The following is a 12,438-nucleotide window of genomic DNA, read 5'->3' as shown; positions in this document are numbered from 1 at the left end:
ATTCCCCTCCGCGTCCCTAAATTCTCTATATTAATATTCAGTCGTAACGATTGGTGTGCCAACCGTAACGGTATGTTTTCCGCCCATTCCTGCACTTCTAAGTGCAATTTGCAAATTCATTTTATGTTTCGAGGTCATGATGTACTCTTTCCACTCATCTGTAAACGCAGAAATAGAAACGAAATTTGGCTCAACTACATGTTCAACAGATCTTGCTTGAAATTCATTTAATAACTGATTTGCTTTTTTTTGCAAAACAATATTCATATTATCATCTAAATGACCATTTAGACAAGTAAAAACAACTACTTTTTCTTGGAATATCCCGAGTGTCTCCCGTTCAAACTGTTCATATGTATCATTCCAGCTATCCGGTGTCTTAAGACTCATTTGCTCATATAGTAAATACGAAGTTGGGTTGTGTTTTTTGAGGGTTGTGACAAGCTGTAGTCTAAAAGAAGTGTGATTTTTTTTGTCAGTATACGTGCCAACTGCCTTTACGATTTTATCTTCCTGTGCAATCGCCCAATCATATTGACGATACTCTGATTTTAAACGTTGCACTTTTTGATAAAATTCTTTTTCGGTCAGCGACATGTTTTGTTTTGCATGCAATGCCCACTTATCTATTGACACATCTTGGCGTTCCATCCCCTCTGCCATTTGTGCTAACGGCGTTAACTCACTCGCATGAATGGTATGGAAAACAGCAATGACGAAGCTTAACATTACGGATATGATAATGGCGTGGCTTACTTGTTTTTTCTTCATGTTCATCTCTCCCCCTTATCCCCAGTTTTACCGGAGGCAAGAGGCGCCATACGTAAAAATCTTCGTCAAAACTCGCGTTATACGCTTCAACCCGCTTCCCAAACCATTCCCGTGATTATAATGTTCAAAACCTATTAAAATAGGTAGGGAAGCTGCTGTGAATAATTGAGGTAATCTAAAAAGAAATTCGCAACAGTCGTTCCAATAGCGATTGTCAGTAAAATCATCAGGAGTCTTGCCTGCACGACTTTGCCTTTTTTAATTAACGGATCGATATTGACGGCTTGCAACGCCCACCAAGTCACCGCTATAAAAATCAGATGAACGACAATACCAATTGCAGCCTGCTGTCCCAATACACTCATCTATTCCACTCCTTTCATCCTTTCTCCGCGTTTATACCCTTTCTTATTATATAAGAAGCACGGATAAAGATGATACATTTTATACAGAACGGAATAATCAGCCAAATCTAGGGTTAATCCCCACTTAAAGTGCGATTCTTTTACATGGTATACTTTATTGGAAAGGAGCTGGCAAATGTGAATCATTCTTTTTTTCAGCCTGAAGAGCAATACGGTGAGAACCTGCCAATTTTTGAACAGGAATGGGAAGCAATTGCATTCTATTATGATTATAGACAGTCACAGATTGAAGAACTGAATGAATTGTGTCAGTTTTATAACATTTCTCTTACCTATACGAGAGAAAGCCTTGAAGAGCTTGAAAACCTTTATTTTCAAAGTATACAAGAGCTTTTGCTTGCTGATTGGAATCTTCCTATTGAAGAATTCGAGAAAATGATCAGTGTTTATCTTATAGATTGCGTGATTGCCCAACATGAAGATGCTGAATGGATCGTAAAGCCTTACCCATACACAGACGGCGCTTATACAATGGGCTTTAGAAGACATCGCAAATCATGGCATACAATGAATTGCTGTGATCGTTTATACTTGCAGCAAAAAGAGGATAAGCCGCTTCTGTCGCTGTTTGATTCTCTTGTGTGTTCATAAAAAAATCCTTCTCATACATGAGAAGGATTTTTTCTTATTTCCCTGCTACATCCAATCTGTTCAAAGCCCGCTGTAACGCAAGCTCAGCCCGACGAATGTCAGTATCATCTGATTGAGAATTCAAACGCTCCTGCGCCCGCTGACGTGCAGCTGCAGCGCGCTCTTTATCAATGCCTTCCGCTGTTTCAGCAGCCTGGGCAAGGATGGTAACCTGATCAGGACGGACTTCTACAAATCCGCCGCTGACCGCAACCAATTCAGTCTGTCCGTCTTTTTTCAGACGGACAGCGCCGATTTTAAGAGGAGCCACGGTTGGAATATGACCTGGCAAAATACCGAGATCGCCGCTTTCGGCTCTCACGCTCACCATTTCGATATCCGCATCGTATACTGGGCCGTCGGGAGTAACGATATTGACTTTAACGGTCTTCATGCTTTTACCCTCCTAGGACCAGATTAAACTTCTACACCCATTTCTTTTGCTTTCTCAACAACTTCTTCGATACGGCCTACAAGACGGAACGCATCTTCAGGAAGATGGTCGTATTTGCCGGCTAAGATTTCTTTGAAACCTTGAACCGTTTCTTTTACAGGCACGTAAGAACCTTTTTGTCCAGTGAACTGTTCAGCCACGTGGAAGTTTTGAGAAAGGAAGAACTGAATACGGCGTGCGCGTTGAACGACAAGCTTGTCTTCATCACTCAATTCATCCATACCGAGAATCGCAATGATATCTTGAAGCTCTTTGTAACGCTGAAGCGTTGACTGTACTTCACGGGCAACTGCATAATGCTCTTCTCCAACAATTTCAGGAGCAAGGGCGCGTGATGTAGAAGCCAACGGATCAACCGCAGGGTAAATACCCATCTCAGTTAACTTACGCTCAAGGTTTGTTGTCGCATCCAAGTGAGCGAACGTTGTTGCCGGCGCCGGGTCAGTGTAGTCATCGGCAGGCACGTAGATCGCCTGGATAGATGTAACTGATCCAACGTTAGTAGACGTGATACGCTCTTGAAGCTGACCCATTTCTGTCGCAAGCGTCGGCTGATAACCAACCGCTGAAGGCATACGGCCAAGAAGGGCAGAAACCTCTGAACCTGCTTGTGTGAAACGGAAAATGTTATCGATGAAGAACAGTACGTCCTGTCCTTGTTCATCACGGAAGTGCTCAGCCATTGTAAGACCTGTCAAAGCAACACGCATACGTGCGCCCGGCGGCTCGTTCATTTGTCCGAATACCATGGCTGTTTTGTTGATGACGCCAGAGTCGCTCATTTCGTAGAAAAGGTCGTTCCCTTCACGAGTACGCTCTCCTACACCGGCGAATACAGAGATACCGCCGTGCTCTTGCGCGATGTTGTTGATTAATTCCTGGATTAATACGGTTTTACCTACACCGGCACCGCCGAACAATCCGATCTTACCGCCCTTGATGTAAGGAGCAAGCAAGTCAACAACTTTAATACCTGTTTCAAGAATTTCAACTTCTGTTGAAAGCTGATCAAATGAAGGCGCCTGTCTGTGAATCGGATCCTTTTTCGCATCCGCAGGAACTGGCTCATTCAAATCAATATTTTCTCCGAGTACGTTAAATACACGGCCAAGTGTTACATCACCAACCGGTACTGAGATTGGCGCTCCTGTATCTACAGCTTCCATTCCGCGCTGAACACCGTCCGTAGATGCCATTGCGATTGTACGGACTGTATCATCACCTAAATGAAGAGCGACCTCAAGCGTTAAATCAATACCTACTTCGTTTTCACTTGCAGCTGGCTGTGAAATTTTAATCGCATTATAAATTTCAGGCAAATGACCGTCTTCAAAACGCACGTCGACGACCGGTCCTAATACCTGGCTAACGCGTCCTTTCTTCATCGCTATCCCTCCTGACAAAATCTTTCTATTCTAAAGCGGCTGCTCCGCCGACAATTTCCGTAATTTCTTGTGTGATGGCTGCTTGGCGAGCGCGGTTGTAAGAAAGCGAAAGTGAATCGATAAGTTCCTTCGCGTTGTCTGTCGCGTTTTTCATCGCCGTCATTCTTGCTGCATGCTCACTTGCTTTACTGTCAAGAAGCGCACCGAAGATTAAGCTTTCTGCATATTGAGGAAGCAAAACCTCCAGAACCTCCTCTTCAGACGGTTCAAATTCATAAGACGCCGTTCTCTTTCCGCCGCCGCTGCCCAAATCAGATAACGGCAGAAGTTTTTTCTCCGTTACTTCTTGAGAAATGGCGCTGACAAAATGGTTATAAACAAGGTGCAATTCATCAAACGCCCCGTCTATAAACATTTGGATCGTTTGTCGGGCAAGATCCTTAATTTCTGTAAACGTTACTTCATCTCCAAGTCCTGTTAACTCGGAAATGATCGGAATCTCACGTTTCTTAAAGAAATCACGGCCCACTCTTCCGATGACGATTACCGCATACTCATCCTTAGATTGATGACGTTCTTGCATGGCCTGATAAGCACTTCGTAAAACCGAACTGTTAAAAGCGCCGGCAAGACCGCGGTCAGACGTAATGACAAGGTATGCTGTCTTTTTCACTTCTCTGCTGAGAAGCATCGGATGTTTCACGTTGCCGGAAACTCTCCCGACATTTGACACAACCTCTTGGATCTTATCCATATATGGCACAAATGATTTTGCATTGTTTTCAGCACGATTCAGCTTAGCCGCAGATACCATCTGCATGGCTTTTGTAATCTGGCTCGTTTTTTTCGTTGACGTGATCCTTGACTTAATATCGCGTAATGAGGCCAAAGATTTCACCACCTTTTCTCTTCATCTGCGTAAAAAGAGAGAAAAAGAGAACCTTTTTCTCTCATCAGCATTCGAGTTAGTTGCTTGGTGCAAATGTGCGTTTGAAGCCTTCGATTGCAGCTTTGAAGTCTTCATCAGCAGGAAGGTTTCCTGTTTTCGCAATTCCATCAAGCAGTTCTTTATGGTTTTGGTCAAGGTACATGTAGTACTCTTCTTCAAAACGTCTGATATCCGCTACAGGAATATCATCAAGATATCCTTTTGTCAGCGCATAAAGAATGGCTACTTGCTTTTCAACCGGAAGCGGCTTGTTCAGATCCTGCTTCAGCACTTCAACTGTACGCGCACCGCGGTTCAGTTTCGCCTGAGTCGCTTGGTCGAGGTCAGATCCGAATTGAGCGAATGCTTCCAGCTCACGGTATGATGCAAGGTCAAGACGCAAAGTTCCTGATACTTTTTTCATCGCTTTGATTTGCGCTGAACCGCCGACACGGGATACAGACAATCCGGCGTTGATCGCTGGACGTACGCCTGAGAAGAACAAATCAGATTGCAGGAAGATCTGTCCGTCGGTGATGGAAATGACGTTCGTCGGAATATAAGCAGAGATATCTCCGGCTTGTGTTTCTACGAACGGCAGAGCTGTAATTGATCCTGCGCCTTTCGCGTCACTAAGCTTTGCTGCACGCTCAAGCAGACGGGAATGAAGGTAGAATACATCCCCAGGGAACGCTTCACGGCCTGGCGGACGGCGAAGAAGCAAGGACAGCTCACGGTAAGCAGCCGCTTGTTTAGAAAGATCATCGTATACAACAAGAACGTGCTTGCCGTTGTACATAAATTCTTCTGCCATTGTAACCCCTGCATATGGAGCCAGGTACAGAAGCGGTGCCGGCTGTGACGCAGACGCCGTTACAACGATTGTATAATCAAGCGCGCCGTGCTTACGCAATGTTTCTACTACGCCGCGGACTGTTGATTCTTTTTGACCGATCGCAACGTATACGCAGATCATGTCTTGGTCTTTTTGGTTCAGGATCGCATCGATCGCAACAGAAGTTTTACCTGTTTGACGGTCACCGATGATCAGCTCACGCTGGCCGCGGCCGATTGGAATCAGTGCATCGATCGCTTTAATACCCGTTTGAAGCGGTTCATGAACGGATTTACGGTCCATAACGCCTGGTGCAGGGCTTTCGATCGGACGTGTTTTGCTTGTGAGGATCGGGCCAAGTCCGTCTACCGGCTGACCTAATGGGTTCACAATACGGCCGATTAGTTCCTCACCGACAGGAACCTCCATGATGCGGCCTGTTCTTTTTACTTCGTCTCCCTCACGGATCTCACTGAAAGGTCCTAAGATGACGATACCTACGTTTGATTCTTCAAGGTTTTGAGCCATACCCAAAACACCGTTTGAAAATTCGACAAGTTCACCGGCCATACAATTGTCAAGGCCGTGTACACGAGCAATACCGTCACCGACTTGGATGACTGTACCTACGTCTTGAACTTCAATATCAGATTGATAATTTTGTATTTGCTGTTTTATCAGCGTGCTAATCTCTTCAGCTTTGATGCTCACTTAGGTTTCACCCCTTCTATCGATTTTCCCCGGCTAGTTGACGTTCAATGCGCTGAAGCTTTCCGCTTACGCTGCCGTCAAAAATCCGGTTACCAATGCGGACTTTAATGCCGCCTATTAAATCCGTCTGCACTTCATTTCTGATTCTCAGTGAAGCGACTCCGGCTTTTTTTGCAAACACTTGTGATAATGATAAAATTTCTGCATCCGTCAGCGGTTTCACTGAATATACGGTCGCGTCTTCTATTTGACGAGCCTCATTTGCGAGTTTGATAAACTCATCTGTGAGCTCAGGCACAATCGCGGCACGATGGCGGTCAATCAAAAGAAAAATCGTATTGAGCACGGACTGCGACAAAGAGCCAAATGCATTTTGAATCAGCTCTTTTTTCTTCGCAGCCGGCACCTTCGGATGGTTTAACACGTCATTAAACGCTTTTTCATTTTGAAACACTTGTTTTACAACGGTTAGCTCTTCTTCAACTTGATTCAGCTGAGCGGACTCATTGGCAATATCAAAAAGAGCTGACGCATATCGTTTAGAGACAGCTGATCCACTCATCGGCTTTCTCCTACCTCTTTAAGATAGTCCTGGATCAATTTCTCTTGAGCTTGTTCATCCAGTTCTTTTTCGATCACTTTCGACGCAATCATGACAGAAAGAGACGCTACTTGCTCGCGGAGAGCAGAAACCGCCTGTTCTTTTTCCTTCACGATTTCAGTTCTTGCTGCTTCTTTCAGACGTTCAGATTCTGCACGTGCAGCCTGAATAATCTCTTCTTTTTGCTTATCTCCCAGTTTCTTTGCGTTTTCGATAAGAGTTTGGGATTCCTGTCTTGCTTCTTTTAAAAGAACGCGCTGCTCTTCAATCAGCTGCTGCGCTTCTTTATTTTTTTCTTCAGCAGACGTAATTTCTCCAGCGATGTGGTCTTCACGCTGTTTCATTATGTTTAATAGCGGCCCTAAAGCGTATTTCTTCAGAAGCGCTAATAAGATTAACATAGCTAACAGTTGGAACAGGATATCTCCGCCGTTAAACGAAAATCCTAGTTCAAGTGGTAATTGAGACATCTACTACGGCAACTCCCTTCTGCAGGTTTTTCTTTGCTGATCCAGCAGCCGCACTTGTCTCTTTTCAGCCGGCAAGGCGGGATGCTTATCAGACATAAAGCAATGGCGAAGGTTCTCTTGGAATGATCTTCGCCATTTTTAGTTCATATAAGGCTTTTATGCTTAGCCAAAGAACGCTAAGAATGCGATAACGACAGCAATAATAGGAAGGGCTTCAACTAATGCGATACCCATGAACATAAGAGTTCTAAGTTCTTTACCTGCCTCCGGCTGACGGGCAATCCCCTCTACCGTACGTGAAACAATCAAACCGTTACCAATACCTGCACCAAGTGCACCTAAACCAATTGCAATCGCAGCTGCTATTAAATTCATGAAAAAGTTCCTCCTTTAAAATGTTATCCGTTTGGATATAATGTTTTAATGATCATGACTGATTTTATGAGACATGTACACCATCGTCAGCATTGTAAAGATAAACGCTTGGATGGCACCTATAAATAAACTGAATGCTTGCCATGCCAGCATTGGCAGAATGGCGCCGATTGTACCAACAAGACCGAGAGCCAAGCTTTGTGAGTAATGGCTTGTCGCTAATCCCGCAAGCAGGCCGAGAAGAATCTCACCGGCGAAGATGTTACCATAAAGCCGCAAACCGAGAGTCAGCGTATTCGCAAACTCTTCGATGATTTTCATCGGGAGCATGAATGGAACAGGTCTTAAATAGTCTTTGGAATATTCCTTGAGCCCTTTCATCTTCACACCATAGTAGTGAGTTAAAGCAACAACCATCACGGCTAGCGTTAATGTAATGGCAGGATCGGCTGTCGGAGATTTCCACCAGAGCTCATGTCCGATTGTAATAGAGAACGGCAGCCCCAGCATATTCGACACAAATATGTACATCAGCAATGTGACACCAAGTGCCAAGAAGTTAGCCCCTGTTTTCAAATCCATTGTACTGCCGATAATATTGCGGACGAAATCCACAACCCATTCCATAAAATTCTGGGCTTTTCCGGGACGGATCGAAAGCGTTCTTGTCGTTAATATAGCAATCAATAAAACAATTACACTCGCCACAGTAATCATCAGAATGTTTGTCAGATTAAAAGTAAGACCTAGAAATTCAATAGTTCTGTATTCATGATTCAAAGGGTTTTCACCTCTCTTCCATTGATGAACGTTTAAGCTGGATAAAGGAATCTATCATAATGACAGGGTATATTGTCATTAATCCAATAACTGTACTTGCCATATGAAAATGCTCGGGATTTTTATAGGCAACAGCCGCAGCAAGAATCGCATTGCACCACCGCGCTGCGCTCCCAAGAGATCGTATGGACTTCCCTTTCTCAACGGCTCTGTCAAAAGCGTTCATTCTCCTGACGAGCAGTAAAAAATTAAACAAACTGAAAACAGTTCCCAGAATAAGGCCTAAAAAAACGGTTTTATACGCTGTTAAACCATAACCCAGTACATACACTGCCAAAATGAACAATAGATATTTACGTTGTCTGCTAAATGTAAGCTTGGGATCGTCCATCAATTATCTGTCTCCTGATGAAAAAATAATGTATAGCATAGATACGGCATAAATCAGCGGTTAACCCTAGTAGAAGACCTTTTTTGACCGGCAAAACGGGCCTGTTCGAAAAAATCATTCATCCGCAAGCCTTGCAAGGATGCTGTTTCATTCGCTTAAATAAATCCTCATAATACGGGTTTACTGAGAGGATTTACATTGAGGATGAGGACTATAATGAAAGCTATGAAAACCTTCTCATAATACCCTCGTTTAGCATACAATAGCCCCTAACATGTGTCAATCTGTTTAAAGTTAAAAAACTTTTTATACTGTACGCCTCCACAGAATGTTCACATTTTCACCTATAATTGTATACAAATTGACCGAATAGCAAATAACTGGATAAAAAAAGAAAACCCTTTTCGGGGGTTTTCTTTTTTATTTTGTTCCAAACATACGGTCTCCCGCGTCTCCGAGACCTGGAACAATATAACCTTTTTCATTTAGTTTTTCATCAAGTGCCGCGATGTAAATATCCACGTCTGAATGATGCTTCTGCAATTCTTCCACACCCTCCGGTGCCGCTACAAGACACATGAAACGAATATTTTTCGCACCGCGCTTTTTGAGGCTGTGAATGGCTTCAACTGCGGAACCGCCTGTGGCCAGCATCGGGTCAACCACGATGAATTCACGCTCTTCCACGTCAGAAGGAAGCTTGACATAGTATTCCACGGGTTTTAAGGTTTCAGGATCACGGTACAGGCCGACATGTCCCACTTTTGCTGCAGGAATCAGTTTTAAGATACCGTCAACCATTCCCAATCCCGCTCTGAGGATAGGAACCACTCCAAGTTTTTTCCCTGAGATGACTTTCGATTTCGCAGCCTGAACCGGTGTATTGATATCCACTTCTTCTAAAGGAAGATCGCGGGTAATTTCAAACGCCATAAGAGTGGCTACTTCGTCTACAAGCTCTCTAAAATCTTTCGTACCTGTATTTTCATTCCGTATATATGTCAGCTTGTGCTGAATTAAAGGATGATCAAATACATATACCTTTCCCATACTGTGTTTCAGCTCCTTTTTTATTGTCCCATCAACAATTACACACTTCTATTGATTCTACAAAAAAAGACATGGAGTTTCAAGAACATCGTCAAAAAACCCGCCGGGCATTGGCCCGAGCGGGTTTTAGGATCTTAGTAATCTAATTTTTTATATAGAGGAAATTTGTCAGTCAGAGCAGCTACACGCTGTCTCGCTTCTTCTAGTTTTCCTTCATCTTCGTGGTTTTTCAATGCAAGCCCAATGATGGCACCGACTTCATCCAATGCGTCTCCGTCAAAACCGCGGCTTGTCACAGCAGCTGTACCAAGACGGATACCGCTTGTTACGAAAGGTTTTTCCGGATCGTATGGGATTGCGTTTTTGTTAGACGTAATACCGATTTCATCAAGCACGTGCTCAGCAACCTTACCAGTCAGTCCGAGAGAACGAAGGTCAACAAGGATAAGGTGGTTGTCAGTTCCGCCTGAAACGAGCTGGATGCCCTCTTTCGTTAACGCTTCAGCCAGGCGTTTTGCATTTGAAATAACGTTTTGTGCATATGTTTTGAAATCGTCCTGCAATACTTCGCCGAATGAAACTGCTTTTGCGGCAATAACGTGCATCAGCGGGCCGCCTTGAATTCCAGGGAAGATTGATTTATCAATTTTCTTGCCGAACTCTTCACGGCAAAGGATCATACCGCCGCGAGGTCCGCGAAGTGTTTTATGTGTTGTTGTTGTCACGAAATCAGCGTAAGGAACCGGGTTCGGATGAAGGCCTGCCGCAACAAGTCCTGCGATATGCGCCATATCCACCATGAAGTAAGCGCCGACTTCATCAGCAATTTCACGGAATTTTTTAAAGTCGATTGTACGAGGATACGCACTTGCTCCTGCTACGATAAGCTTCGGCTTATGAGCGAGGGCTTTTTCACGCACGTCATCGTAATCAATATATTGAGTTTCTTTATCTACGCCGTACTCAACAAAGTTATATTGAACACCGCTGAAGTTGACTGGACTTCCGTGTGTTAAATGGCCGCCGTGGGAGAGGTTCATCCCAAGTACAGTATCGCCTTGCTCCAAAATCGTGAAGTACACTGCCATGTTTGCTTGTGCGCCTGAATGCGGCTGAACGTTTACATGCTCCGCTCCAAAGATCTCCTTCGCGCGGTCACGAGCGATATCTTCAACGACATCGACGTGCTCACATCCGCCATAGTAGCGTTTGCCCGGATATCCCTCAGCGTATTTATTTGTCAAAACAGATCCTTGTGCTTCCATAACCGCTTCACTTACAAAGTTCTCAGAAGCAATCAATTCGATCTTAGTCTGTTGGCGTTCACGCTCATTTTTAATGGCGTTAAACACTTGTTCGTCTTGCGCAGGTAAATGTTTCATCAGCGAGATCCTCTCCTATCCGTATCCTGTTCTTTGTTTTTACCACCACTATTGTACATGGTTTTTTAGGCCAATGTAAAAGATTATTTTTAAAAAATCAAAACTTTTATTGGTAAAAACGAATATTAATAACTTAAATTTAAGTTAAAGTTCGGAATTTATTTTCTTCCTTAAAACAAAAGAAAAGACTGGCATGCAGTCCTTTCATTCGCACTCATAAACGGCCCGTACTCCGCCGATCAGTTTCGGCCGCGTACGCGCTAATGTCACATGGGCTGCACCTAGACTGTTTTGAGAGACTCGTACAGGGACAGCCACCGGCTTCAGATGCATGCCGATAAACGTATCGCCGATGTCTATCCCGGCATCAGCCTGAATGGTTTCGACAAGAACAGGAGACTTCATCTGCTTAAACGCATAAGAAGCCATCGCCCCGCCCGCTTTCGGAACGGGTACGGCAGAAACGGTTGGAAGCCTTAACAGCCGGGCCGTTTCTTCCTCGATGACAAGTGCTCTATTCAAATGCTCACAGCATTGAAACGCGAGATGGATTCCCGTTTTTTCCTTAAGCCCGGCAAGCCCGCTGTAGATGCTTTCCGCGATGTCTACATTGCCCGATGTTCCGATCCGGCTGCCGGCCACTTCGCTCGTGCTGCATCCAAGGACAAAGAGCTGATCTTGTTTCAATCCCGCTTGTTCCTGAAATTCAGACAGCATCGTATTCCACGTTTGCTTGATCTCATTCATTGAACGCACCCCTACAGGTTTTTCTCTTCATAATCTGAGATTTTTCCAATACGGGTTTGATGTCTTCCGCCGGTAAACTCAGTGGTCAGCCAGATTTTCGCAATTTCCCGCGCCAAACCGGGGCCGATCACTCGTTCACCCATCGCGAGGATGTTTGTATCATTATGCTCTCTCGTCGCCTTTGCGCTGAATGTATCGTGCGCCAGCGCGCAGCGGATGCCTTTGACTTTATTGGCGGAAATGCTCATGCCAATACCTGTCCCGCAAATTAAAATCCCTCTGTCAACTTCGCCGCTAACCACTTTTTCGGCCACCGGAAAAGCATAATCCGGATAATCGACAGATCCGCTGCCACAGTCACAGCCCATATCAATATATTCAATTTGCAATTCGTCCATTAACTCTTTGATTTCATTTCGAATGTGAACGCCGCCATGATCCGATGCTATGGCTACTTTCATCTGCTTTTCCTCCCAGCGTGTGTGATACGGCCCCGCCCGCTA

16 protein-coding genes are annotated in these 12,438 nt (G+C 44.4%); 1 reads left to right on the top strand and 15 read right to left on the bottom strand.

Features of this window, described 5'->3' with window-relative positions:
• Positions 1 to 30: 30 nt before the first annotated feature.
• Together AC0DBE_RS18385 and AC0DBE_RS18380 are read right to left on the bottom strand one after the other, a co-directional pair.
• Positions 31 to 771: a YwmB family TATA-box binding protein gene (locus tag AC0DBE_RS18385; protein WP_014115498.1), complete on the bottom strand. Its 741-nt coding sequence runs from the start codon at positions 769 to 771 to the stop codon at positions 31 to 33.
• A 134-nt stretch (positions 772 to 905) separates the two neighbouring features.
• On the bottom strand, positions 906 to 1,136 hold the full coding sequence (locus AC0DBE_RS18380; protein ID WP_003221879.1) for a DUF1146 family protein: 231 nt from the start codon (positions 1,134 to 1,136) through the stop codon (positions 906 to 908).
• Positions 1,137 to 1,313: 177 nt separating this feature from the next.
• On the opposite strand from AC0DBE_RS18380, the gene AC0DBE_RS18375 reads away from it, so the two are divergent.
• Positions 1,314 to 1,787 carry a hypothetical protein gene (locus tag AC0DBE_RS18375; RefSeq protein ID WP_014115500.1) on the top strand — a complete coding sequence of 158 codons (474 nt, stop codon included), beginning with the start codon at positions 1,314 to 1,316 and terminating at the stop codon, positions 1,785 to 1,787.
• A 34-nt stretch (positions 1,788 to 1,821) separates the two neighbouring features.
• Here the strand turns inward: AC0DBE_RS18375 and AC0DBE_RS18370 are convergent, their stop codons facing one another.
• The 13 genes from AC0DBE_RS18370 to rpiB all read right to left on the bottom strand — a co-directional run bounded on the left by AC0DBE_RS18370 (position 1,822) and on the right by rpiB (position 12,396).
• Positions 1,822 to 2,220, bottom strand: coding sequence for a F0F1 ATP synthase subunit epsilon (locus AC0DBE_RS18370; protein ID WP_003221882.1), 399 nt, complete (start codon positions 2,218 to 2,220; stop codon positions 1,822 to 1,824).
• A 23-nt stretch (positions 2,221 to 2,243) separates the two neighbouring features.
• Positions 2,244 to 3,665 (bottom strand): F0F1 ATP synthase subunit beta, encoded by a 1,422-nt coding sequence (gene atpD, locus AC0DBE_RS18365; protein ID WP_003221884.1) that lies wholly within the window; start codon positions 3,663 to 3,665, stop codon positions 2,244 to 2,246.
• A gap of 25 nt (positions 3,666 to 3,690) precedes the next feature.
• Positions 3,691 to 4,554: an ATP synthase F1 subunit gamma gene (gene atpG, locus AC0DBE_RS18360; protein WP_003235766.1), complete on the bottom strand. Its 864-nt coding sequence runs from the start codon at positions 4,552 to 4,554 to the stop codon at positions 3,691 to 3,693.
• A 76-nt stretch (positions 4,555 to 4,630) separates the two neighbouring features.
• Positions 4,631 to 6,139: a F0F1 ATP synthase subunit alpha gene (gene atpA, locus AC0DBE_RS18355; protein WP_014115501.1), complete on the bottom strand. Its 1,509-nt coding sequence runs from the start codon at positions 6,137 to 6,139 to the stop codon at positions 4,631 to 4,633.
• A 16-nt stretch (positions 6,140 to 6,155) separates the two neighbouring features.
• The gene (locus AC0DBE_RS18350) at positions 6,156 to 6,701 is read right to left on the bottom strand and encodes a F0F1 ATP synthase subunit delta (protein WP_014115502.1); all 546 of its coding nucleotides are present in this window, start codon (positions 6,699 to 6,701) and stop codon (positions 6,156 to 6,158) included.
• Positions 6,698 to 7,210, bottom strand: a complete 513-nt coding sequence (gene atpF, locus AC0DBE_RS18345; protein WP_003235774.1) for a F0F1 ATP synthase subunit B — start codon at positions 7,208 to 7,210, stop codon at positions 6,698 to 6,700. Before atpF ends, AC0DBE_RS18350 begins: the two co-directional genes overlap by 4 nt.
• A 162-nt stretch (positions 7,211 to 7,372) precedes the next feature.
• Positions 7,373 to 7,585, bottom strand: coding sequence for a F0F1 ATP synthase subunit C (gene atpE / locus AC0DBE_RS18340; RefSeq protein WP_003151167.1), 213 nt, complete (start codon positions 7,583 to 7,585; stop codon positions 7,373 to 7,375).
• A gap of 45 nt (positions 7,586 to 7,630) precedes the next feature.
• A complete protein-coding gene (gene atpB / locus AC0DBE_RS18335) occupies positions 7,631 to 8,365 on the bottom strand; it encodes a F0F1 ATP synthase subunit A (RefSeq protein WP_472963222.1) in 735 nt (244 codons plus the stop codon).
• Between the two features lie 7 nt (positions 8,366 to 8,372).
• Entirely contained in the window at positions 8,373 to 8,756 is a 384-nt protein-coding gene (gene atpI / locus AC0DBE_RS18330) for an ATP synthase subunit I (RefSeq protein ID WP_003221899.1), read from the bottom strand.
• Positions 8,757 to 9,176: 420 nt separating this feature from the next.
• A complete protein-coding gene (gene upp, locus AC0DBE_RS18325) occupies positions 9,177 to 9,806 on the bottom strand; it encodes a uracil phosphoribosyltransferase (protein ID WP_003227670.1) in 630 nt (209 codons plus the stop codon).
• Positions 9,807 to 9,940: 134 nt separating this feature from the next.
• Positions 9,941 to 11,188 (bottom strand): serine hydroxymethyltransferase, encoded by a 1,248-nt coding sequence (gene glyA / locus AC0DBE_RS18320; protein ID WP_072181852.1) that lies wholly within the window; start codon positions 11,186 to 11,188, stop codon positions 9,941 to 9,943.
• 204 nt (positions 11,189 to 11,392) lie between these two features.
• Entirely contained in the window at positions 11,393 to 11,935 is a 543-nt protein-coding gene (locus tag AC0DBE_RS18315) for a TIGR01440 family protein (protein ID WP_061186484.1), read from the bottom strand.
• An 11-nt stretch (positions 11,936 to 11,946) separates the two neighbouring features.
• Positions 11,947 to 12,396 carry a ribose 5-phosphate isomerase B gene (rpiB, locus tag AC0DBE_RS18310; RefSeq protein WP_003221910.1) on the bottom strand — a complete coding sequence of 150 codons (450 nt, stop codon included), beginning with the start codon at positions 12,394 to 12,396 and terminating at the stop codon, positions 11,947 to 11,949.
• Positions 12,397 to 12,438 lie beyond the last annotated feature (42 nt).

The organism is Bacillus sp. VA15 (assembly GCF_055721145.1).
This window is presented reverse-complemented; position numbering and strand designations above follow the sequence as displayed.

Excerpts from the sequence above, each read along its gene's own strand:
- AC0DBE_RS18385 (WP_014115498.1), bottom strand. The coding sequence starts at position 771 with ATGAAGAAAAAACAAGTAAGCCACGCCATTATCATATCCGTAATGTTA.
- AC0DBE_RS18380 (WP_003221879.1), bottom strand. The coding sequence starts at position 1,136 with ATGAGTGTATTGGGACAGCAGGCTGCAATTGGTATTGTCGTTCATCTG.
- AC0DBE_RS18370 (WP_003221882.1), bottom strand. The coding sequence starts at position 2,220 with ATGAAGACCGTTAAAGTCAATATCGTTACTCCCGACGGCCCAGTATAC.
- atpD (WP_003221884.1), bottom strand. The coding sequence starts at position 3,665 with ATGAAGAAAGGACGCGTTAGCCAGGTATTAGGACCGGTCGTCGACGTG.
- AC0DBE_RS18350 (WP_014115502.1), bottom strand. The coding sequence starts at position 6,701 with ATGAGTGGATCAGCTGTCTCTAAACGATATGCGTCAGCTCTTTTTGAT.
- atpF (WP_003235774.1), bottom strand. The coding sequence starts at position 7,210 with ATGTCTCAATTACCACTTGAACTAGGATTTTCGTTTAACGGCGGAGAT.
- atpE (WP_003151167.1), bottom strand. The coding sequence starts at position 7,585 with ATGAATTTAATAGCAGCTGCGATTGCAATTGGTTTAGGTGCACTTGGT.
- atpI (WP_003221899.1), bottom strand. The coding sequence starts at position 8,756 with ATGGACGATCCCAAGCTTACATTTAGCAGACAACGTAAATATCTATTG.
- upp (WP_003227670.1), bottom strand. The coding sequence starts at position 9,806 with ATGGGAAAGGTATATGTATTTGATCATCCTTTAATTCAGCACAAGCTG.
- glyA (WP_072181852.1), bottom strand. The coding sequence starts at position 11,188 with ATGAAACATTTACCTGCGCAAGACGAACAAGTGTTTAACGCCATTAAA.
- AC0DBE_RS18315 (WP_061186484.1), bottom strand. The coding sequence starts at position 11,935 with ATGAATGAGATCAAGCAAACGTGGAATACGATGCTGTCTGAATTTCAG.
- rpiB (WP_003221910.1), bottom strand. The coding sequence starts at position 12,396 with ATGAAAGTAGCCATAGCATCGGATCATGGCGGCGTTCACATTCGAAAT.